Origin of the sequence: Hylemonella gracilis, assembly GCF_004328645.1 — a bacterium.
GTDB classification, from domain to species: Bacteria; Pseudomonadota; Gammaproteobacteria; order Burkholderiales; family Burkholderiaceae_C; genus Hylemonella; species Hylemonella gracilis_B.
Genome location: NZ_CP031395.1, coordinates 2,906,644 through 2,927,962 on the forward strand (window position 1 = coordinate 2,906,644; position 21,319 = coordinate 2,927,962).

The 21,319-nt window shown below is 65.0% G+C and carries 19 protein-coding genes and 2 tRNA genes; 16 read left to right on the forward strand and 5 right to left on the reverse strand.

Annotation, left to right across the window (positions count from 1 at the left end; all coding sequences use genetic code 11):
- Positions 1-48 precede the first annotated feature (48 nt).
- The 12 genes from uvrC (at position 49) to DW355_RS13695 (ending at position 10,540) form a co-directional block, all read left to right on the forward strand.
- Complete coding sequence (gene uvrC / locus DW355_RS13640; protein WP_242671161.1) at positions 49-2,040, forward strand: excinuclease ABC subunit UvrC; 1,992 nt, start codon at positions 49-51, stop codon at positions 2,038-2,040.
- Positions 2,041-2,123: 83 nt separating this feature from the next.
- Positions 2,124-2,687, forward strand: a complete 564-nt coding sequence (gene pgsA / locus DW355_RS13645) for a CDP-diacylglycerol--glycerol-3-phosphate 3-phosphatidyltransferase (RefSeq protein ID WP_131280839.1) — start codon at positions 2,124-2,126, stop codon at positions 2,685-2,687.
- Between the two features lie 299 nt (positions 2,688-2,986).
- Entirely contained in the window at positions 2,987-3,259 is a 273-nt protein-coding gene (locus tag DW355_RS13650; protein ID WP_006296845.1) for an HU family DNA-binding protein, read from the forward strand.
- A gap of 44 nt (positions 3,260-3,303) precedes the next feature.
- Positions 3,304-3,379: transfer RNA gene (locus DW355_RS13655), tRNA-Val, on the forward strand.
- Positions 3,380-3,465: 86 nt separating this feature from the next.
- Complete coding sequence (locus tag DW355_RS13660) at positions 3,466-5,409, forward strand: SurA N-terminal domain-containing protein (RefSeq protein ID WP_131280840.1); 1,944 nt, start codon at positions 3,466-3,468, stop codon at positions 5,407-5,409.
- Positions 5,410-5,437: 28 nt separating this feature from the next.
- Positions 5,438-5,513: transfer RNA gene (locus DW355_RS13665), tRNA-His, on the forward strand.
- 104 nt (positions 5,514-5,617) lie between these two features.
- The gene (locus DW355_RS13670; RefSeq protein ID WP_131280842.1) at positions 5,618-6,157 is read left to right on the forward strand and encodes a thiosulfate oxidation carrier protein SoxY; all 540 of its coding nucleotides are present in this window, start codon (positions 5,618-5,620) and stop codon (positions 6,155-6,157) included.
- A gap of 5 nt (positions 6,158-6,162) precedes the next feature.
- The gene (soxZ, locus tag DW355_RS13675) at positions 6,163-6,507 is read left to right on the forward strand and encodes a thiosulfate oxidation carrier complex protein SoxZ (protein ID WP_131280844.1); all 345 of its coding nucleotides are present in this window, start codon (positions 6,163-6,165) and stop codon (positions 6,505-6,507) included.
- Between the two features lie 26 nt (positions 6,508-6,533).
- Positions 6,534-7,649, forward strand: a complete 1,116-nt coding sequence (earP, locus tag DW355_RS13680) for an elongation factor P maturation arginine rhamnosyltransferase EarP (RefSeq protein ID WP_131282726.1) — start codon at positions 6,534-6,536, stop codon at positions 7,647-7,649.
- A gap of 77 nt (positions 7,650-7,726) precedes the next feature.
- Complete coding sequence (locus DW355_RS13685) at positions 7,727-8,425, forward strand: phosphatase PAP2 family protein (protein WP_131280846.1); 699 nt, start codon at positions 7,727-7,729, stop codon at positions 8,423-8,425.
- Between the two features lie 9 nt (positions 8,426-8,434).
- Positions 8,435-9,100, forward strand: a complete 666-nt coding sequence (locus DW355_RS13690) for a response regulator (RefSeq protein WP_131280847.1) — start codon at positions 8,435-8,437, stop codon at positions 9,098-9,100.
- 51 nt (positions 9,101-9,151) lie between these two features.
- The gene (locus tag DW355_RS13695) at positions 9,152-10,540 is read left to right on the forward strand and encodes a sensor histidine kinase (protein WP_131280850.1); all 1,389 of its coding nucleotides are present in this window, start codon (positions 9,152-9,154) and stop codon (positions 10,538-10,540) included.
- Here the strand turns inward: DW355_RS13695 and DW355_RS13700 are convergent.
- Positions 10,515-12,299 (reverse strand): phosphoethanolamine transferase, encoded by a 1,785-nt coding sequence (locus DW355_RS13700; protein ID WP_131280852.1) that lies wholly within the window; start codon positions 12,297-12,299, stop codon positions 10,515-10,517. The genes DW355_RS13695 and DW355_RS13700 overlap by 26 nt on opposite strands.
- A gap of 258 nt (positions 12,300-12,557) precedes the next feature.
- Between DW355_RS13700 and efp the strand changes: the two genes are divergently transcribed.
- Together efp and DW355_RS13710 are read left to right on the forward strand one after the other, a co-directional pair.
- A complete protein-coding gene (gene efp / locus DW355_RS13705) occupies positions 12,558-13,112 on the forward strand; it encodes an elongation factor P (RefSeq protein WP_131280854.1) in 555 nt (184 codons plus the stop codon).
- 119 nt (positions 13,113-13,231) lie between these two features.
- Complete coding sequence (locus tag DW355_RS13710) at positions 13,232-14,116, forward strand: TIGR00730 family Rossman fold protein (protein WP_131280856.1); 885 nt, start codon at positions 13,232-13,234, stop codon at positions 14,114-14,116.
- Here DW355_RS13710 and DW355_RS13715 read toward each other — a convergent pair.
- From DW355_RS13715 to DW355_RS13730, 4 genes are all read right to left on the reverse strand, one after another.
- Positions 14,086-15,288, reverse strand: a complete 1,203-nt coding sequence (locus tag DW355_RS13715) for an MFS transporter (protein WP_131280857.1) — start codon at positions 15,286-15,288, stop codon at positions 14,086-14,088. The genes DW355_RS13710 and DW355_RS13715 overlap by 31 nt on opposite strands.
- Before the next feature lie 55 nt (positions 15,289-15,343).
- Positions 15,344-16,660 carry a DNA recombination protein RmuC gene (locus DW355_RS13720; RefSeq protein WP_131280859.1) on the reverse strand — a complete coding sequence of 439 codons (1,317 nt, stop codon included), beginning with the start codon at positions 16,658-16,660 and terminating at the stop codon, positions 15,344-15,346.
- A gap of 179 nt (positions 16,661-16,839) precedes the next feature.
- Positions 16,840-18,078 (reverse strand): magnesium transporter, encoded by a 1,239-nt coding sequence (locus tag DW355_RS13725; RefSeq protein ID WP_131280861.1) that lies wholly within the window; start codon positions 18,076-18,078, stop codon positions 16,840-16,842.
- Positions 18,079-18,228: 150 nt separating this feature from the next.
- The gene (locus DW355_RS13730; protein WP_131282728.1) at positions 18,229-19,122 is read right to left on the reverse strand and encodes a DMT family transporter; all 894 of its coding nucleotides are present in this window, start codon (positions 19,120-19,122) and stop codon (positions 18,229-18,231) included.
- 169 nt (positions 19,123-19,291) lie between these two features.
- Between DW355_RS13730 and DW355_RS13735 the strand changes: the two genes are divergently transcribed.
- The gene (locus DW355_RS13735; protein ID WP_131280862.1) at positions 19,292-20,179 is read left to right on the forward strand and encodes a helix-turn-helix domain-containing protein; all 888 of its coding nucleotides are present in this window, start codon (positions 19,292-19,294) and stop codon (positions 20,177-20,179) included.
- A gap of 225 nt (positions 20,180-20,404) precedes the next feature.
- A complete protein-coding gene (locus DW355_RS13740) occupies positions 20,405-21,247 on the forward strand; it encodes an ABC transporter substrate-binding protein (protein ID WP_131280864.1) in 843 nt (280 codons plus the stop codon).
- Positions 21,248-21,319: the final 72 nt, after the last annotated feature.

Genomic DNA, 21,319 nt, shown 5'->3' on the forward strand with positions numbered 1-21,319 from the left:
CCCATCCTCTGCGCTTACGTCGCACCAGGAGACAGCGACAATACGCCCATGTCCGCCGACACCGATGACATCCCCTCCGTTCACTCCGAGGAACTGCTGAACCAGGTCGCCGCCCTGCCCTCGTTGCCGGGCGTCTACCGCTACTTCGACACCGCAGGCGGCCTGCTCTACGTGGGCAAGGCACGCAACCTCAAGAAGCGCGTCTCCAGCTACTTCCAGAAGCGCCACGATGGCACGCGCATCGGCCACATGGTGGGCAAGATCGTTCGCATGGACACGACGGTGGTGCGCTCCGAAGCCGAAGCCTTGCTGCTGGAAAACAACCTCATCAAGACCCAGCAGCCGCGCTACAACATCCTGTTCCGCGATGACAAGAGCTACCCCTATCTCAAGATAACGGCGGCCTCGACCAAGACGGCCCCGACCGAAGCGGGCGCCTGGCCGCGCATGGCCTATTACCGTGGTGCGGTCGAGAAAAAGCACCACTACTACGGCCCCTACCCCAGTGCCTGGGCGGTCAAGGAAGCCATCGTGCTGCTGCAGAAAGTGTTTCGCCTGCGCACCTGCGAAGACACGATTTTCAGCAACCGTGCCCGCCCCTGCCTGCTCTACCAGATCAAGCGCTGCTCCGGCCCCTGCGTGGGCCTGGTCAGCGCCGAGGGCTACGCGCAGGACGTGGCCCACGCCCAGGCCTTCCTCGACGGCGAGACCCAGCAGGTGCTGCAGCAACTCGAAACGCGCATGCTGGGACACTCGGAACAGCTTGAATTCGAGCAGGCAGCCGAACTGCGCGACCAAATCTCCGCACTGTCCAACGTGCTGCACCAGCAGGCGGTGGAAAGCGTGGACGACCGCGACGTGGACATCCTCGCCGTCAAGATCCAGGGCGGTCGCGCCTGCGTGAACTTGGCCATGGTGCGCGGCGGCCGGCACCTGGGCGACCGGGCCTATTTCCCCAGCCATGTCGAGGATGCGGCGGCGCTGCGCTTCTCCGAGGACGAAGGCGATGCCGTGCCCGAGGCCGGCCCCTCGGTCGAAACCCAGGTGCTCGAAGCCTTCGTCGCCCAGCACTATGTGCAGGTGCCGGCCGTGCCCACGCTGATCACCGGCGCGCCGGTCAGCGCCGAGCTGATGGAAGCGCTGTCCGAGCAGACCGGCCTGCGCATGCGTGCAGTCCACCAGCCGCGCGCCCAGCGCCGCATCTGGCTGGACATGGCCCAGACCAACGCGGACCTGCAACTGGCCCGCCTGCTGGCCGAGGAAGGTTCACAGCAGGCGCGCACGCGTGCGCTGGCCGAGGCGCTGGACCTGCCCCAGATGAGTGCCCCCGCAGGCCTGGACGAATTGCGCATTGAGTGTTTCGACATCTCGCACACCGCGGGCGAAGCCACCCAGGCTTCCTGCGTGGTCTTCCATCACCACAAGATGCAGAGCAGCGAGTACCGACGCTACAAGATCGACAACATCACCCCAGGAGACGACTACGCCGCCATGCGCCAAGTGCTGACGCGGCGCTACGAACGCGTCGCGGCGCGCTTGGCCGACGCGCGGCGCGAGGGCGGCGTGGACGAGGGGCCACCGGCCCAGGCCGTGATGCCCGATCTGGTGCTGGTCGACGGCGGCAAGGGCCAAGTGTCGATGGCGCGCGAAGTCTTCGAGCAGCTCGGACTGGACCTATCCATCATCGTGGGCGTGGAAAAAGGCGAGGGCCGCAAGGTCGGCCTGGAAGAGCTGGTGTTCGCCGACGGGCGCGACAAGGTGTACCTGGGCAAGGATTCGGCGGCGCTGATGCTGGTCGCGCAGATCCGCGACGAGGCCCACCGTTTTGCGATCACGGGCATGCGCGCGGCACGGGCCAAGGTACGCACAGGAGGCAGCCGGCTGGAGGACATCCCCGGCATCGGCCCCAAGCGACGCGCACGGCTGCTGCAGCGCTTTGGCGGGGCCCGTGGCGTCGAAGCCGCCAGCGTGGAGGACTTGGCGGCAGTCGAAGGCGTCTCGCACGAACTGGCAGAAACCATCTACCGCGCGCTGCACTGAACGGCAAGGGTTTGTCAGCCCGTGGCGGGGGACAAGGCCAAACGTGAACAATTTCACAAGCCGGCCATGCCACAATGACATCCATGTTCTTCACCATCCCCACCTTGATGACCTGGGCGCGCATTGTCGCCATCCCGCTCATCATCGGCGTGTTCTATCTGCCACTGGACCCCCAGACGCGCAACCTCATCGCGACCGCTTTGTTCGTGCTGTTCGCGCTGACGGACTGGCTGGACGGCTACTTGGCGCGCAAGCTGAACCAGGTTTCGGCCTTCGGCGCCTTCCTTGATCCGGTGGCTGACAAGTTCCTGGTCTGCGCCAGTCTGCTGGTGCTGGTGCACATGGACCGTGCCGACGTGTTCGTGGCACTCATCATCATCGGTCGCGAGATCGCCATCTCCGCGCTGCGCGAATGGATGGCCCAAATCGGGGCTTCGCGCAGCGTCGCGGTGCACATGCTGGGCAAGCTGAAGACCACGGCGCAGATGGTGGCGATCCCCTTCCTGCTCTACGACGACGTGTTGTACGGTCTGCTGGACACCCATGTCTGGGGCACGGTGCTGATCTGGATCTCGGCGGTACTCACCGTCTGGTCCATGGTTTATTACCTACGCAAAGCTTTGCCCGAGATCCGGGCCAAGGTATGAGTCGCGGCCGAACCCGGGCCGGCGACGAAGAAACGATTCGTCACGCATGAAATACCCCACATGCTTTCGTCGCGGAGGCTGGCACGGGAAATGCGTCTAGAATTCGCGTCCCACGCCGCCATGGTGGCTGCAAGCCTTGATTGACACGGCCCAAGTCCATCGCTCTAATTGCTGCACCCAAATTCAAGCGGGTGCCCAATTGCCGATTGCCCTGCATGTCCCACCGGTCACCGGTCCGGTGCGAACAGGATGCAAAGGGGCAGACCGATTAACCTAATTCCACCTACAAGGGGATTTTTGTGAACAAAACCGAACTGATCGAGCACATCGCCAAGAACGCAGATATTTCCAAGGCGGCTGCCACCCGGGCTCTGGAGTCCGTGATCGGCGCCGTCAAGACCACGCTGAAAAAAGGCGGTTCGGTGTCTCTCGTCGGTTTCGGCACGTTCGCCGTGACCAAGCGCGCCGCCCGCACGGGCCGCAACCCGCGCACCGGCGACACGATTAAAATCAAGGCCGCCAAGCTCCCGAAGTTCCGTCCGGGCAAGGCGTTGAAGGACGCCTTGAACTGAACACGGATCGAGCACTGAAGCCCGCTTGAGGGTTTCAACCGGTGGGGTGCTTAGCTCAGTTGGTAGAGCGGCGCCCTTACAAGGCGTAGGTCGGCGGTTCGAGCCCGTCAGCACCCACCACCCAAGCGAAGGCGAACGTTGCGTTCGCCTTTTTTGTTGTCAACGATTTCGGTTTTTTCCTTTCCCTTGCCCGGAGACCCGTGCCCATGTTTGAAAACCTGCGCAAGCACAACAAGATCCTGATGGCAGTGCTGGTGCTGCTCATCGTTCCGTCCTTCGTGCTGGTGGGCATCGACGGCTACACCCGCATGACGCAGAAAGACCGCGTGGTGGCGCGTGTGGGCAAGATCGAGATCACCCAGGGCGAATGGGATGGCGCTCACCGCGCGGAATCCGACCGACTGCGCCAGATGATGCCAAATCTCGATGCACGGCTGCTCGATTCCGACGCGGCCCGCCGGGGGGTGCTTGAACGGCTGGTGCGCGAGCGGGTGCTGCAGCAGGCTGCGATGGAGGCCCATCTGAGCGTGAGCGACGCCCGGCTCTTCCAGGAGCTGCAGACCATCCCCGCCATCGCCCAACTGCGCCGCGCCGATGGCAGCATGGACATGGAAACCTACCGAGATCTGCTGGCCCGCCAAGGCATGAACCCAGCGGCCTTCGAGGCCCAGCTGCGCGCGGACCTCGCAGTCAACCAGATCCAGTCCAGCGTGACTGGCAGCGCCGTGCCGACCAACACCCCCGCGGACCTCGCGCTGGATGCCTGGCTGGAGCGCCGCGAAGTGCAGGTGGCGCGTTTCATCCCCGCCGACTACGCCACCCGCGTGCAGGTGACGGAAGCCGATCTGCAGGCCTACTGGCAGGCCAACCAGGGGCTGTTCCAGGCTCCGGAGCAGGCGCGCATCGAATACGTCGTGCTGGACATCGACACCCTGCGCAAGGAAATCCGCGTGAGCGAGCAGGACCTGCGCAGCTACTACGAACAGAACGTCGACCGCCTGAGCGGCCCCGAGGAACGCCGCGCCAGCCACATCCTGATCGCCGCGGCCAAGGATGCGCCCGCCGCCGAGCGTCAGAAGGCCCGTGAGCAGGCGCAGTCCCTGCTGGCCGAACTGCGCAAGGCGCCTGCCAAGGCACAGGCCAAACTCTTTGTCGACCTCGCACGCAAGCATTCGCAAGACCCTGGCTCAGCCGCGCGCGGCGGCGACCTCGACTACTTCGGTCGTGGCGCCATGACCCCGCCTTTCGAACAAGCCGTGTTCGCACTCAAGCAGGGCGAGTTGAGCGACGTCGTGGAAACCGACTTCGGCTATCACCTCATTACAGTGACTGGCATCAAGAAGCCCCAAGCCAAGACCTTCGCCGAACTCCGTCCGAGCCTGGAAGCCGAGATTCGAAATCAGCAGGCCCAGGCCCGCTACGCCGAAGCTGCCGAGACCTTCACCAATGGCGTCTACGAGCAGCCTGACAGCCTCAAGCCCGTGGCGGATCAGTTGCGCCTGAGCATCCAGACCGCCACTGTCAACCGCGACCCCGCGCAAGGCACGGCCGATGCCCAAGGTGTGCTGACCAACGCCCGTTTACTGGCAGCGGTGTTCAGCGATGACGCCATCCAGGCCAAGCGCAACACCGAGGCCGTGGAAATCAGTCCCAGCCGTCTGGCAGCCGCTCGCGTCGTGCAGCACATGCCCGCCCGCACCCTGCCCCTGGCCGAGGTGCAGGCCGCCGTGCGCGAGCGTGTGGTCAGTGCCCGCGCCGCGCAATTGGCCCACGAGGACGGACTCGCCAAGCTGGCCGCCTGGAAGGTCACGCCCGCTCAGGCCAAGCTCGGCGCAGCAGAGGTCGTATCACGCGACCAAGCACGCAACCTGCCGCGCGCCCTGGTGGATGCCGTGCTGCGCGCCGACCTGCAGGCCGCTGGCGCGAACCCTGTCTGGGTGGGCACCGATCTCGGCGATCAGGGCTACGCCCTGGCCCGGGTGAACCGGCGCATTGAACGTGCGCCGGCCGGCGACCAGGCGCAGCAGAGCCAGCAACGCCTCCAATACCTGCAGTGGTGGACGCAGGCGGAGAACGAGGCCTACTACCAGCTCCTGCGCCAACGCTTGAAGACACGCATCGATCTGCCGGCCAGCGCGCCTAAAGGCTGAAGCTTGACGCTATAATCTCGCCCTTACGGTGGCTGTAGCTCAGTTGGTAGAGTCCCAGATTGTGATTCTGGTCGTCGTGGGTTCGAGTCCCATCAGCCACCCCAAACACGCCAAGGCGCCAGCATCGGGTCATTCCATGCTGGCGTTTTTGCTTGGTTGACCTGCCCGCCCTTTTCAGCGCCGCAAGCACCTGCTATTTCGTTCGCCCATGATCGACGACCGTCGCACCGTGTTCAAGACCCTGGGGGCCGCCGGGCTCGCGCTGGGCGCTTGGGGCGGTGGTGCCCTGCGGACACTTGCGTCGCTGGGCCTGTACAGCGGCGCGTCGGTGGCATGGGCGCAGACAACCGCATGGCCTCTGGCAAACCGCTCGTCAGCCTTCCAGGCCCAGACTCCGGGCGATGCCCTGCAACAAATCCTCGGCGATGCGCCGGTGGTCGAGGTCGGAGAGCAGTTGATCCAGCTGCAGGTCCCCGAACTGGCCGAAAACGGTGCCATGGTGTCGGTGAGCGTGAACAGCCTGATCCCGGACACGCGGCAGATCATGCTGCTGATCGACAAGAATCCCTTCCCCCTGGTGGCCAGCTTCCACTTTCCTGACGGCACGGAGCCCGGTTTCCAGACCCGCGTAAAGATGGCCGAGAGCAGCCGCGTTCGGGTCTTGGTTCAAGCCATGCAGGGCAAGGACAAGCGCTACTACACGACCGTGAAGGAAACGCGCGTCACCTTGGGTGGCTGCGGGAACTGACGCGCATGAGCACCGACCTGCCTTCGCCCGAGCCGATGCGCCTGCGTGCCAATCACGCCAACGGCGTGACCGAGGTACGGGTGCTGGTGAAGCACATCATGGAAACCGGCCAGCGCCACGACGGAAGCGGTCGGGTCATTCCCCCGCACTACATCACCGAGGTACTGGCCCACCATGTCGGAGCGCAAGGCACGCCGCGCCTGGTGTTGCAAGCGCAATGGAGCACGGCCATCGCCCAGAACCCTGTGCTCTTCTGCCAATTCAAGGGCGGCGCGCCAGGAGACAAAGTCGTTCTGCAATGGGTGGACAACCTGGGTGCGCGTCGCACCGACGAAACGCAGATCCGCTGAGCCAGCACGACACGACAGGCATGGTCATGCGCTGGGACATCTTCTGCAAAGTCATCGACAACTACGGTGACATCGGCGTGTGCTGGCGCTTGGCGCGCCAGATCGCCGCGCATGGGCAAGAAGCGCGGCTGTGGGTGGACGATGCCTTGGCCCTGGCCTGGATGGCGCCCGACCTGGCCGAGGGCGTAGACGTTCGGCCCTGGCAAGGACAGGCCCCCAACGGCCTGCCGCGGGGTGATGTCCTGATCGAAGCCTTTGGCTGCGACATCACACCGGACTGGGTCCAGGCCGTCGCCACGGCGGATACGGCCTGGATCAACCTCGAATACCTGAGCGCGGAACCTTATGTGGAACGCATGCACGGCCTGCCCTCGCCGGTGCTCAGCGGCCCTCTGGCGGGCTGGCGCAAGCGCTTCTTCTACCCAGGCTTCACATCGGCCACCGGCGGGCTACTGCGCGAACCTGATCTGCCACGACGCCAGCACCGCTTCGATCGCGAGGCCTGGCTCACGGCCCAAGGCATCCAGCGCAAAGACGGGGAACGGCTGGTCTCGCTGTTCTGCTACGAACCCGTGGCCTTGGCCTCCCTGCTCGATCAGCTGGAGCAACCGCAGGAGGACGGAGAACCCGATGGACCGCCCCGCCTCACGCACCTGCTCGTCACGGCGGGCCGCGCTACGGCGGCGGTCCAGGCGCTGATGCGGGGACGGAGCACATCGCCTTCGTCACGCCTATGCGTTCACTACCTGCCCCGTCTGAGCCAAGACGATTACGACCACCTGCTGTGGGCCTGCGACCTGAACTTCGTGCGCGGCGAGGATTCCCTGGTTCGGGCCCTCTGGGCCGCGCGGCCAAGCCCGGCAGGCGATCTGCAGTCCATCCCCTTCATCTGGCAGATCTACCCCCAGCACGACGACGCTCACCACGACAAACTCCAGGCTTTCCTGAACTGGATGCGGGCACCATCGTCGCTGCGGGCTTTTCATGACACTTGGAACGGACTGGATGCGGCCCCTCTTGCAGGCCTGGACATCAGTGCCTGGGGCAAGGTTGCGCAACAAGCCCGCGCGCGGGCGCTCGAACCGGAAGATCTGTTTTCACAGCTGCGGGCCATGGCCGCGACGATGGCACCACGTGCCTAAGCTCTTGGCACCCGTCTTCTTAAGCCTGCCTTAAATCTAGCCCCGCATACTTGCAGGTTTTCCGCAGGGGAGACTCCATGCAAGCCGCAGAAACAACACTGTTCAGGCGCCACGCCTGGCTCACCCTGGCGTCTTTGGCCCTGATACTGCTCTGGGACGCGCTCAGCTATCGCTATGGCCTGGACACCTGGCTCGCCGAGCCCTGGGCCTCCAGCACCGGATTCGCCCTCAAGAATCACTGGCTGCTCAGCAACGTTTTGCACGATGGTGCGCGCAAACTCGCCGCGGTGCTGGCACTGATTCTGCTGATTGCCATATGGCGGCCTGTCGGTGCCCTCAGGCAACTCACACGCGTCGAGCGCATCTGGCTGTTGACCACCATCGTCTCCGCACTGCTGCTCGTCAACCTCCTCAAGCTCGCGAGCTCGAGCAGTTGTCCCTGGGACATGCAGCCCTTCGGTGGCCAAGCCAGCTACGTCTCGCACTGGGCCTGGGGCTTGCTCGACGGGGGACCCGGTCATTGCTTTCCTGCTGGACACGCCAGCGCAGGGTTTTCCTGGATTGCTGCTTATTTTGTCTTGCGGCCCCATGCACCTCGCGCAGCCATGCGCTGGCTCTGTTTGGCACTGGCGGCAGGCTTTATCTTGGGTTTCGTGCAACAACTTCGCGGTGCTCACTACCTGAGCCACACGCTGTGGTCGGCATGGCTGTGCTGGTCCTGGGCTTGGCTGTGCAGCCTTCTGTTACCTGTTTTGACACGCAAAAACACGGATTGAACCTCCAAGATGAGACTTTTGCTCATTGAGGATGACCCCATGATCGGCCGTGCCATGCGCCAAGGCCTGGGCGACGCCGGTTTCGCAGTGGACTGGGTCGAGTCAGGCCGTGCGGCTGAATTGGCCCTGGCCAACGGTGTCTACGACCTGGCCCTGCTGGATCTGGGCCTACCAGATACGGATGGCATTCATCTGCTGCGGGCACTGCGCGCGCAACACTCCGAACTGGCCAAGCTGCCCGTTCTCATCGCCACGGCCCGTGACGCAGTGGCGGACCGCATCACGGGCCTCAACGCGGGTGCGGATGACTACGTACTCAAGCCATTTGACCTGGACGAACTGATTGCCCGCGTGCGGGCCCTGCTGCGCCGACGTGGTGGTGGCGCTTCACCCCTGCTCGAATGCGGCAACCTCGCGCTGGACACCGTGCGGCGCGAAGTGCGGCTGGACCAGCAGCCCATCGCCTTGTCCCCGCGCGAGTTCGCGCTGCTGGAAGCGCTCATGCAGCGCCCTGGGGCGGTCCTCTCGCGTGAACAGCTGGAAGACACCATCTACGGTTGGGAACAGGAAGTCGGCAGCAACGCCATCGAAGTGCACCTGCATCACCTGCGCCGCAAACTGGGGGTCGATCGCATCCGCAACGTGCGCGGCGTGGGGTACAAAGTCATCCCTTGAGTATCGCCCCGAAGCCTCTGACTTCCTCTGTTCGATTGTCCGCCCGACACCATGCAAACCTCCATCCACCGCAGGGTACTCACTTGGTCCTTGGGGGCCTTGGCACTGGGCGCGGCCTTGCTGCTGGTGGGCTTCTACAAGGTGCTCGCCGACGAAATGGGGGAGGTATTTGCGGACAACCTCAAGCAGGTGGCCTTGGCCGTGGCCAACCACCCAGACGCCCGAGATGGACAGTCTTCTGAAGAAGTGCGGCGACTGGCTCAGCAGTTGCCACGCATCTACGAAGAGTACGGAGATTTTGAGTTTGTCACGGCGGTTTGGACGCGCGAAGGGAGGCTGCTGCACACCTCCGACCCTCGAGCCCGCCTGCCTTTTCTGGTGCGCAACGGCTTGTCCATGGTCGAAACCTACACCCCGGACGGCACGGGTCGGTGGCATATCTACACGATCGTGCTGGAAGATCGCATCGTGCAAGCGGCCCAACGCGCCGATGAACGCGATGTGCTCGCCCGCGAGACCGCCAACAAGCTGACCCTGCCCATTGTCGGCCTGCTGACGCTGGTGGCGGGTCTGCTGACGTACGCGCTGCGACGGGGACTCGCGCCCTTGTCCAGCGCGGCCGCCGACGTGGCGGCGCGCAGCGCCGAGATACTGCACCCGATACCGTTGCAGGTGTACCCGCCCGAGCTGCATCCGCTGGTCAGCGCCACGAACGACCTGATGGCGCGCCTAGGTCACGCACTGGCCCTGCAACGCAATTTTCTCGCCGACGCCGCGCATGAACTGCGCACGCCGGTCGCCGCGCTGCGCCTGCAACTGCAACTCCTGGAACGCGCGGGGGGCGAGGCACAACGCCGACAGGCTTTGGTGGACCTGCGCGCGGGCGTGGAGCGAGCGCAACGGCTCATCGAACAGCTTCTGCAATTGTCGCGCCTGGCCCCTGACGCGCCCATGCCAACGCATCATCCCGTGGACCTGCAAGGCCTTGCGCGCTCCGTGGTCAGCCTGTTCAGCGCCCGGGCCGATGAGCGGGGCGTGGATCTAGGCGTTCTGCTCGCGCGCTCCGTGGCCGATGATTCCAATGCCCCCGGCCCCATCGTGCAGGGGGATGTTCAGCAGCTCACCATCTTGCTGTCGAACTTGGTGGACAACGCCCTGCGTCACACACCGGCGGGTGGACGCGTGGATGTTGCCACCGAGACGGACAAGGGCCAGGCCAGTCTGACTGTGACGGACAGCGGCCCCGGCATTCCGCTCGGCGAGCGGCAGCGCGTGTTCGATCGTTTCTACCGTGGCCACTCAGAAGCCACTCATTCCGTCGGGAGTGGACTCGGTTTGGCCATTGTCAAAGCCGTGGCGGAGCAACATGGCGCGAGCGTGGAACTGGGCGATGCCCCGGATCACGGATTGCGCGTCACCGTGCACTTCCCGCCGACTTGAGCCCCGGACGCACCGCCGCCGCGGCAGGCGCCGCGATCGGACCTGAGGCACGACAGGGACGGAACATGTCCAGCGCCGGTTCATAGGCACTGGTTTCCACATCCAGCAGGCCGAGCATGGAATGGAACAGATTGTCATGGCTCAGTGCCACATCCGAGCGCGCGCGCAGGCAAGCCATGTCCACCCCGAAGTTCTGCGCGAACGCCGGAGACAACCACGCCACCATGGGCACATGGGTCTGTTCGCGTGGCGCGATGGCCCAGGGCATACCGTGCAGGTACAGGCCCGACTCGCCCAGCGATTCACCGTGGTCGGACAGGTAGAGCATGGCGGTGTCGTAGCGACCGTTCGGTCCTCCAGCCTGAGCCAGGAAATCGATCACACGCCCCAGAACATGGTCGGTGTACAGCAGTGAATTGTCGTAGGCGTTGCGCACTTGCTCCGACGTGCAGTTGCGCAGACTCTCGTCCTCGCAGGCCGGTCCGAATCGCTTGTAGGCGGCCGGATACCGCCGATAGTAGGCGGGTCCATGGCTGCCGAGTTGATGCAGCACGATGAACAGGTTGCCTCGCCCATCGGCGGCGATCTGGGGCAACCCCTGAACCAGGATTTCGTCCAGGCATTGACCTTCGAAGCACAATCCTTCCACCTTGGCGTGGTTCAGGCTCTGGGTCGGCAAGCCGTCGCACACCCCCTTGCAACCGCTCTGGTTGTCGCGCCACAGCACCTGGAAGCCCGCACGTGCCAGCACCTGTAGCAATGTCTCATGCGTGAGGATCTGCTCCTCGTTGTAATGCCTGCGCCCGAACGGCGAGAACATGCAAGGCAGGGAAACCTCGGTGGAGGTGCCGCAAGACGTGACCTGCGAGAAGTTCACCAATTGCCCCGTCGCCTGGTGGCGCGTGAGTTCCGGATTGGTCGGACGCTCATACCCGTTGAGAGAGAAATTCGGCGCCCGGGCTGTCTCCCCGACGACCAGCACGAAAAGGGCCGGCCGGCCGCGGCGACCCCTTTGCTGCCAAACCCCGCCCAGACGCGCGTCGGCCCCCACCACCTCCCTGGCTTGCCTTGATTGCAACACGCCGGGGCCTGCAGCCTCGCGCACCGCCGCGACCACCAGATTGCCCGGCGTGAGCAGGTAGCGCACCTCCTTGTGGTTGCGGTTGAGCGCGGCGAAATCGGCGGACACCGCCCACACGCTCAGCACGACCAACACCAAGGCCGCGGCAATCGACAGCGCGCGCCACACCAGCGTGCGCCCCCAGGAGCGGGCTGGGATGCGCGGCCACCAGAGCAGCACCGCGGGCAAGGCACCGAACAGCGTCACGTGCCAGACCAAGCCCCAGTTCAAGAGCTCGCTCGCCTCGTCCCAGTTCGTCGCCAACACGTTGCGCAGCATGTCCTTGTCAAAATGAACGGCATAACGGTCCATGTACCAGGCTGCCGTGGCCGAAGCCAGGAACAGGATGGCCAACAGGGGGCGCACGCCACGACGTGGAAGGGGCAATGTCACCAGCGCCATCGCGGCGAAGTACGCGGAGGCGCAGGCCACGAGCAATGCGGTCGCGAACCCCCAACTTGAAAGTACTCCCATGTCGCGCCCGACCATGGCCGCACGCCAGAACGGTCCGTTGCATGCGAGCAATAAGTACATCGCACCTAGCGCCAACAAGGCTTCGGCGGAAAGCTGGGGGCGTGTCTGAAACCAGCGTTTCGTGTTTTGCGCCTGATCCTGCGATGTTTTTTTCCAGATTTTCATGAGGTGCAAGCATGCGCCCCGGACACTTAAGCGTGCCTTAAACCCTGCGCAACCTCACTCGGCTGCATGACGCGACGACTGTGCTGTGCAGGCCATGCGCGGGCACGCCCGAACCCAATTCAGCGCCAGGAACCCGCTCCTGCAGCTGGTTGGCTGGGCCAAGAGCCAAAAAACGCTAAAATCAAGGGCTTTGCAGAACGCCGCCGGAAGTCTTGGAGCGGCCCAGTCATTTTCCGCATCTCTGGAATCCCATACACCATGAAAATCGCTCAAGAAATCCGCGCCGGCAACGTCATCATGCACGGCAAGGATCCGATGGTCGTGCTCAAGACCGAATACGCCCGCGGCGGCCGCAATGCCGCCACCGTGCGCATGAAGCTCAAAAGCCTGATCGCCAACTTCGGCACCGAAGTCGTGTTCAAGGCCGACGACAAGATGGACCAGGTCATTCTGGAAAAGAAGGAATGCACCTACTCCTACTTCGCCGACCCGATGTACGTCTGCATGGACACCGAATTCAACCAGTACGAGGTGGAAGCCGAGAACATGGGTGACGCCCTGCACTACCTGGAAGACGGCATGGCCGTGGAAGTGGTGTTCTACGACGGCAAGGCCATCTCGGTCGAACTGCCCACCAGCGTCGTGCGCGAGATCACCTGGACCGAACCCGCCGTCAAGGGCGACACCTCGGGCAAGGTGCTCAAGCCCGCCAAGATCGCCACCGGTTTTGAAGTGCCGGTTCCGCTCTTCGTGTCGCAGGGCGACAAGATCGAAATCGACACCCGCACGGGTGAATACCGCAAGCGTGTCTGAGCACGTTCAGCCGCAAGCGCGCATGACTTTGGCGCCTGCACCGACGTCATCGCCGACAATGGCCGGCAAGGCTCCTCTTCGCAGGAGCCTTTTTTCTTGAGTCTTTCGATAATCGAATCATGCTGAAACACGCCCGAGACCTCAACCCGCGCACCTTGGCCGACGCATGGGACGACCTCAAGGCCCACGCCGATGCCGGCCTGCCGCTGGGCGCCGATGCCTACCGGCTGGCCTTTGCCGATCCCGAATTCCTGCTGCGCCGCGAGACACGCGGTATCCGCTTTCAGCTGGAGCTGATGAAACCCGATCTGGAGCAGCAGGAACAGGGCATCGAGCACACCGTGGTGGTCTATGGCAGCGCCCGCACCCCCTCACCCGAACAGGCCCAATCCAATCTGGAAGCGGCCAGACTTAGCGGCGACGCCGAAGCGCTGAAACGCGCGGAACGTGATGTGCGCAACGCCCGCAACTACGACGCCGCCCGGCGTTTCGGCAAGCTGGCGGCCGAACACGGCGCGCGCTTGCCACAAAACGAGCGTTTCTACATCTGCACCGGCGGCGGCCCCGGCATCATGGAAGCGGCCAACCGCGGCGCGCACGAGGCCGGTGCGCTCAACGTCGGCCTGAACATCACGCTGCAGCACGAGCAAAGTGGCAACCGCTACATCTCGCCCAGCCTGAGCTTCAAGTTCCACTACTTCGCGCTGCGCAAGATGCACTTCATGATGCGCGCCAAGGCGTTGGTCGCCTTCCCCGGCGGCTTCGGCACGCTGGACGAGCTGTTCGAGGTGCTGACGCTGGTGCAGACCGGCAAGTCTGAGCGGGTACCCGTCGTGCTCTACAACAGCGCCTTCTGGAAACGGCTCATCCACTTCGATCTGCTGATCGAGGAAGGCCTGATCTCGCCCCAGGACGTGGAACTGTTCCGCATCGTCGACACGCCGGAAGCGGCCTGGGAAGCGATCCAGTCTTTCTACACGTCCGACACCGCACCACGCGGCTGAGCGAGCGACTTCAGGCCCCAGGCGGCGCGGCTGCCCCAGCCCACCGCCGCGCCCACGGTCCAGAACACCAGGGACACCCCCACCACCGCGCCCACGCTGCCGAACATCAACGGCATCGCGACGCTGGACGCATTGAGCGTCAGCAAGCGCAGGCCCAGCGCCTCGCCGTGCCGGTCCTCGGGCGTGATCTGATGCAAGGTGCTCATGATGAGCGGCTGCACCGAACCCAGCACCAGGCCCAGCAGCACAGAGCAGAGCCCCATGCTCCAGGCGCCCGGCATGAAGGGGTAAGCCCCGAAGAGCACGGCGGTGGCCAGCATGGCGCCACCGATCACCACCCACTCACGCAGGCGCGCGGCCACCCAGGGCATGAGTAGGCGCACCGCCGCCGCCGAGATCGCAAAGGCCCCCAGCAAGGTGCCGATGGTCGATGCGCTGAAACCGCGCTCATGCCCCAGAACCGGCATGACAAAGGTGTGCACGTCCCAGCAGGCCGAGAGCAACCAGTTCACCACCATCAAACGGCGCATCATGGGCTCGCGCAACAGGTCCCAGGCCTTGCGTGACCCCGAGGCCTGGGCAGCGCTTGCGCGCCGCTGCGGGGCGCGCCGCACGCACAGCCAAGTCACCAAAGGCAGCAGCGCAGCGAACAGGAAGGCAGCCCGATACCCCTGCAGATCACCCGGCTGCCCGCCCAGCCAGACACCCGCATGGTCGATCAGCAGGCCGGCCAGCAACGGTCCCAGAAAATTCGAGAATGCCGGTCCAATGGACAGCCAGCTGAACATGCGTTTGAGCTCGGCCGCGTCGCGCGCGCTGCGCCCCACCTGTCGCTGCAAGGCGATGGACGCGGCGCCCGTGGCCCCACCCGCGCACAAGGCCGCCAGGCACAGCACCGGAAAGACGGGAAACATGGCAGCCAGCGTGGCGCCGCCAACCGCGGCCGCCACGCCCAGACCCACGGGACGACGCAAGCCATGGCGGTCGGCGTAACGCCCCGCCGGCAAGGCCAGAAAGACCTGGGTCAAGGCGAACAAGGACATCAGCACGCCCACCGCCAGCGGGCTGTAGCCCTGCGTCAAGGCCAGCAGCGGCGCGGCCATGCGCAGGCCCGCCATGCAGGCGTGCAGGCAGATATGGCCCAGGATCAGGCGTGCCAGGAGCCAGTTCATTCAGGCATCCCCTTTCCGCGCGGCCGTCCTCGCGACCTCGTTGGCGCAGCGGGGCTCACTCCTCATCCGCGCCCTTGTCCAGCGGCAACAGTGCCTTGGCTTGCGCCTCGGGCAGAGCTTCGACCTGGCGCAGTGCGCGCCCCATGGCGCGGCTGCGCACCTGGGCCGCGTCGATGGTGTTGCTGGCCTCTTCCAGCTTCTTCTTGGTCTTGTCCAACACGTCGCCGAAACGGTTGAACTCCGTCTTGACCGCGCCCAGCACCTGCCACACCTCGCTGCTGCGCTTTTCCAGCGCCAGCGTGCGAAACCCCATCTGCAAGGAACTCAGCATCGCCAGCAACGTTGTCGGTCCGGCCAATGTCACACGCAGATCACGCTGCAATGACTCCATCAAGCCGGGGCGGCGCAGAACTTCAGCGTAAAGGCCCTCGGTGGGCAAAAATAGAATCGCAAAGTCTGTCGTGTGCGGCGGCGCCAGGTATTTGTCGCCTATGCTTTTGGCTTCAAGCCGGATGCGTGCCTCGAGCGCCTTGGCCGCCAACTCGGCGGCCACCGCGTCGGCCCGCTGCTGCGCATCGAGCAAGCGCTCGTAATCCTCGTTCGGGAATTTGGCGTCTATGGGCAGCCAGCAAGGCGCGCCCTCATCCCCTTTGCCCGGCAGCTTGATCGCGAAGTCCACCAGATTCTTGCTGCCGGGCACGGTCGCCACCTGCGCCGCGTACTGATCAGGCACAAACACCTGTTCCAGCAGCGCGCCCAATTGGGCCTCGCCGAACATGCCGCGTGTCTTCACATTGGTCAGCAGGTGCTTCAGGTCGCCCACACCCGCGGCCAGGCTCTGCATCTCACCCAGGCCCTTGTGCACCAGCTCCAGCCGCTCGGCCACCTGCTTGAAGCTCTCGCCCAGACGCTGCTCCAGCGTCGCGTGCAGTTTCTCGTCGACAGTGGCGCGCATCTCGTCAAGCTTGACCGCGTTGCTCTGCTGCAGCTGCGCCAGCTTGGCCTCCATCGTCATGTTCATCTCGCCGATGCGCCGCGCGTTCATCTCGCTCAGGTTGGTCAGCTGCGTCGTCAGGGTGTCGCGCACTTCCTTCTGGAACAGCGCGATCTTCTGGCTGAAATCGTCCAGGCGCGCGTCCTGCATGCGCGTGGCGGTCGCCGACTGCTGCACCAGCGTCTGTTGAAAGGTCGCCAGCGTCTGCTGCAACTCCTGGCGCGTGCCGCGCGCGGAGTCGCCAATGTCCTGCCGCAGCTCGCGCGTCAGTTGCCGCCCCGCGCCCGTGTCGCCACGGCGCAACAACAGGGCCAGCAGCAGGGCCAGATTCACGAGGAGCAGCACGACGGCCAGCAGGACCAGCAAGGATATGTTCATAAGCGATGCGTCTTGCGTCCGGCCAGGGCCGGGCAGAAAAGAGCCCCATTCAAGACGACAGGCCACGCGGCGCGGCGCGATCACAAAAGGCCGCGTGAGGCGGCCTGTGCACGGAGGCTGGCGCGCGGAATACGAGCCAACTCAACAAGGTTTGATTCTACGCGTCCGGCCAGCGCAGCTCACCACAGGATGAGCACGGTTGCCAGCCCGAGGAACAAGCCCATGCTCGCGACGTCGGTGGCGGTGGTCAGAAAGATGCTCGACGCCGTGGCCGGGTCCGCGCCCAGGCGCTTCAAAGTGAGCGGAATCATCGCCCCCGAAATGCCACTGACCACGCAACTGCCAATCATCGCCAGCAGGATGGCCACGGCCAGCCAGAGCGCGGCCGGATTGTGTTGGGACGCCGCCGTGACGTACATGCCGACCGCGCTGACCAGGCCCACCAGCAGACCATTCAAGAGACCGAGCCAGGCTTCCTTGGCGACCAGGGCGCGCTCGCGGCCCGGACGCACCTCGCCCAAGGTCAGACCGCGCAAAGTCACGGCGAGTGCCTGGCAACCCGTGTTGCCGCTCTGGCCAGCCAGCACGGGCAGGAACAAGGCCAGGATGACCAATTGGTTCAATGTCTCCTGGAAAATACCCACCACCGCCGCCGCCAGAAAGGCCGTCAACAGGTTGAACTGCAGCCAGGGATGGCGCAGCTTCAGGCAACGCTGCCAGGGCGTGGTGAGGCGCTCTTCCTCGACACCGACCATGCTGGCGGGCTGGGCGCTGATCTCGAAGTTCTGCTCCTCGAACAGCACCTGGCCTCGCACCAGCCCGACCAGGCGACCGTCACCGTCGCAGACCGGATACACGGGGTAATGGCGACTGAGCACGGCCTTCATCGCCTCGGCCAGCGGCATGCGCGCGTCCAGGCTGAAGGGGGAAGGAATCATCACCGCCTCCAGGGTGCGATCGTGTTCGGCGAACAGCAGGTCGCGCATGGTGATCACGCCCCGCAACCGGCCCGCCTCGTCCACGATGAAACCGTAGGTGATGAAGGCCTGCTTGATCAGCTCGCGCAGGCGCTCGATGGTCTCGCCCACGGTGAGCTGCGGCGGAAAGACGGCGTAGACCGGGTCCATGAGGCGCCCCACGCTGCCTTCGGCGTAAGCACGGTTGCGTGCCCACTGACGCACCTGGATCGGGGGCGATGCCGCGCGCACGCGCTCGGCATGGTCCTCGGGGAAAAATTCCAGAATGGCGGTCGAGCGTCCCGGGTGCAATTCCAGCAAGAGCGCGCTGGTGAGTTCGGGTGCCGCCTCACGCAACAGCTTGGCGGCCTCGCGGTCATCGCGCTGCGCAATGGCCGTGCGCAGCCAGGCCCGGGCCTGCGGCGTGTCGGTGACGATCTCTTCCAGGGTGGGGTGATCCATGAAACGCGGTCCTGCCTCTCCGATGCCTGCCTGGGGTGCCCGACGCTCCCGCGCCGCACCCACGCCCAGTGCGCATGCAGTCTAGACGATCGGCCATGGGCACCCGGGCCAGCGTGGCCGGCCCGTTCCATCCGTCCGGGACGGTCTGGCTCAGGCCGACGCCGCGCGCGTGAAAGGCGACCACTTGCTGAAGACCAGCAGGTTGCCAAACATCACCAGCGCCAGCCCAAGGAACGCGACCGGGGTCCACTGGTAGCCCTCGGCCACCGTGGACACGCTGAGCGCGACCACCGGGAACAGCACGGTGCAATAGGCGGCACGTGCCGGTCCCATGCGTCCCACCAGGGTCAGGTAGGCCGTGAAGCCGATCACCGAACCCGGGATTGCGAGGTACAGCAAGCCCCCCACATAGGTCGTCGAGGAATCGAAGGCAAAGGGCACGCCGGCCACGATGCACCCTGCCAGCAGCACCGCAGCACCATAGAGCATGCTGTAGGCGTTGCTGGTCATGGGGCGGATGCCGGCGCGCTGCTGCAGCGATGACAGCATATTGCCGGTGGAAAAGCTGAAGGTGCCCAGCAGCGCGAACCCGAGGCCCAGCAAGGTCTCGCGACTGGCCTGCTGCCCCGCCAGTTCCGGCCAGAACAAGAGCAAGAGGCCGGAGAAGCCGACCAGGCCCGCCAGCATGACGCGCGGCGCGATCCGCGTGCCAAACCACAGGCGCGCGTTCACGGCATTCCACAACGTCGCGGCGGAGAACACGACCGACACCAAGCCACTCGGAATCCATTGGGTGGCCGTGTAAAAGCACAGGAAGTTCAGGCAGAACAGGCACAGCCCCTGCCCCATGCACAGCGCATGCCCGCGCCGGTCCAGAGGCTGCAACTTGCGGGTCAGCAGCAGCACGGCGAACAGCACGAGGCCCGCCAGGGCAAAGCGGTAGAAAATGGACACCGGGATGGCCACCACCCCCAATTGCAGCTTGATGGCGATCCAGGTCGTGCCCCAGATGAAGACCGTCAGGAAATACAGGAATAGATTCACTTCGAGTTGCTCGGCAGAGTCAGATAAGGGTTTGAAATCCAGAGCCATGACAAGCACAGACTCCTGCGGCCAGTGTGCGCCCGTCCAACGGCCGACGATTGCCGGTTCTTGCGGTTTTCCGGGTCTGGGGCCGCGCTGGGCAGCCCGATCGCATTAGCATGACGGCTCCATGGGCACCACCGCATCGGCACCGTCAGACTTCTCGGTTTTCCGCACCCTGTCGGGCTCCACCGCGACGCTGACGCGCGCCACCTCGCTCGGCGCAGGCCTCGCCATCTCGCAATGGCAGCGCAGCGGCCACGAAACGCTGGGTTATGACCAACCCGGACACCACACCGTGTCGCTGTACCTGCAAGGCGGTGAAACCTCCTTCCGGGTCGGCAATGCCTTGCATGGCGGCGCGGGCAAATTCTGCGTGCTGCCCGCCGAACACCACTCGCTCTGGTGCATGAACGACACGGTGCGTTTCCTGCACCTTTACATCGCGCCCGAGCGCCTGGCGCGCGAAGCCGTGCTGCGGCTGGATTGCGAACCGCGCGCGCTGGAACTGCGCGACCGCACCTACATCCACGACGATGCGCTGACCGCCGCCTGCGGCACCCTGCTCAAGGCCGATTGGCAGGCCCCCGCCGACCGCCTGGCGGCCAGCAGCGCGGCGGAGACCGTGCTGCACCACCTGCTGCACGAGGAAGTGAAGCGCAAGGCCGCGCCGCCTGCGCGTGGCGGCCTGGCCCCCGCGGTGCGACGGCGGGTCCGGGACTACATCGACGCCCACCTGGCCGATCCGTTGAGCCTGGACGAGCTGGCCGGCGTGGCCACGCTGTCCACCTACCATTTCGCCCGCATGTTCCAGGCCTCATTCGGCGAATCACCACACGCCTGGGTGCGCGCCCGGCGTCTGGCCCACGCGCGCGGCCTGCTGGCCACCGGCCGGAGCGATCTGGCCGACGTGGCGCAGGCCTCGGGCTTCGGCAACGCCAGCCACCTGTCCCGCGTATTCCGTGATGCCTACGCCATCACCCCGGGTCAATTCCGTTCCGCCGTCCAGCTCAGATGAGACGCGGTTGCGCATGCGCCACCAGCAGCAGGGTGATCTGTGGGCGGAACATCGCCGCGACGGCGAGCTTCCCGAGGCCGCGACGCCATGCCTTCGTTTTGGCATATGGATATGAAAAAGCATTGGTTCACACCGTGCATGTTTCTGCCTATGATTTTCCCCACGGCGTCATGCCGCCCTGCGGCGAAGAACACCGAACCAATCATCTTTTGGAGTCTGACTCTCATGCGCAAGCGCACTTTCAACACGCTGATCGCCTCGGCCTTCGCGACGATCCTGAGCCTGGGCGCCGCCACGGCCCATGCCGACCAGCTCGCCGACATCAAGAAAAAGGGCGTGCTCGTCTTCGGCATCCTGGGCATCGATGAACCCAACAGTTTCGTCGACCCCAAGACCCGTCAGTACATCGGCTACGAAGTCGACCTGGCCAACGCCATCGCCCAGAAGATTGGCGTCAAGGCCGAGTTCAAGCAGGTGGCCGTGGCCGCCCGCATTCCCGAACTGCAGCAGGGCCACGTGGATCTGCTGGCCGCGTCGCTCACCCACAACAAAGAACGCGAGGCCCTGATCGACTTCGGCCTGACCCACTTCGTCACCGGCTCCAAGGTGGTCGTCGCGAAAAAAAGCGGCATCACCAGCGTGCATCAGCTCGGCGGCAAGAAAGTGGTGACCGTCAAGGGCGGCACGCAGGAGCCCAACCTCAAGCGCGTCGTGCCCACCGCCGACGTGGTGACCTTCGAATCGACGCAGCAGGCCTTCCTGGCCCTGCAGCAGGGCAAGGGCGTCGCCTACATCAACGACGAGTCCTCGCTCTACAGCGACGTGCTCAAGCTTGGCCCCAAGGGCAAGGACTACGTCGTGCTGCCTGAAAACCTGAACGTCGAGCCCCTGGCCATCGGCATCAAGAAGGGCGAAACGGCGCTCAAGGCCGTGGTGGACCAGACCCTGCGCGAACTTGAAAGCTCGGGCGCGGCCGACAAGCTCTACGAGAAGTGGTACGGCCAGGGCAGCAAGCTCAAGTTCGGCAAGCGCACCTGGAAGATCGAGTCCGACAAGGTGGACGGCTGATTTCCGGTCCGGCCGCTCCTGCATCGGCCAACACGACGGCCCGCCCCCAGGCGGGCCGTTTTTACGTTCCCG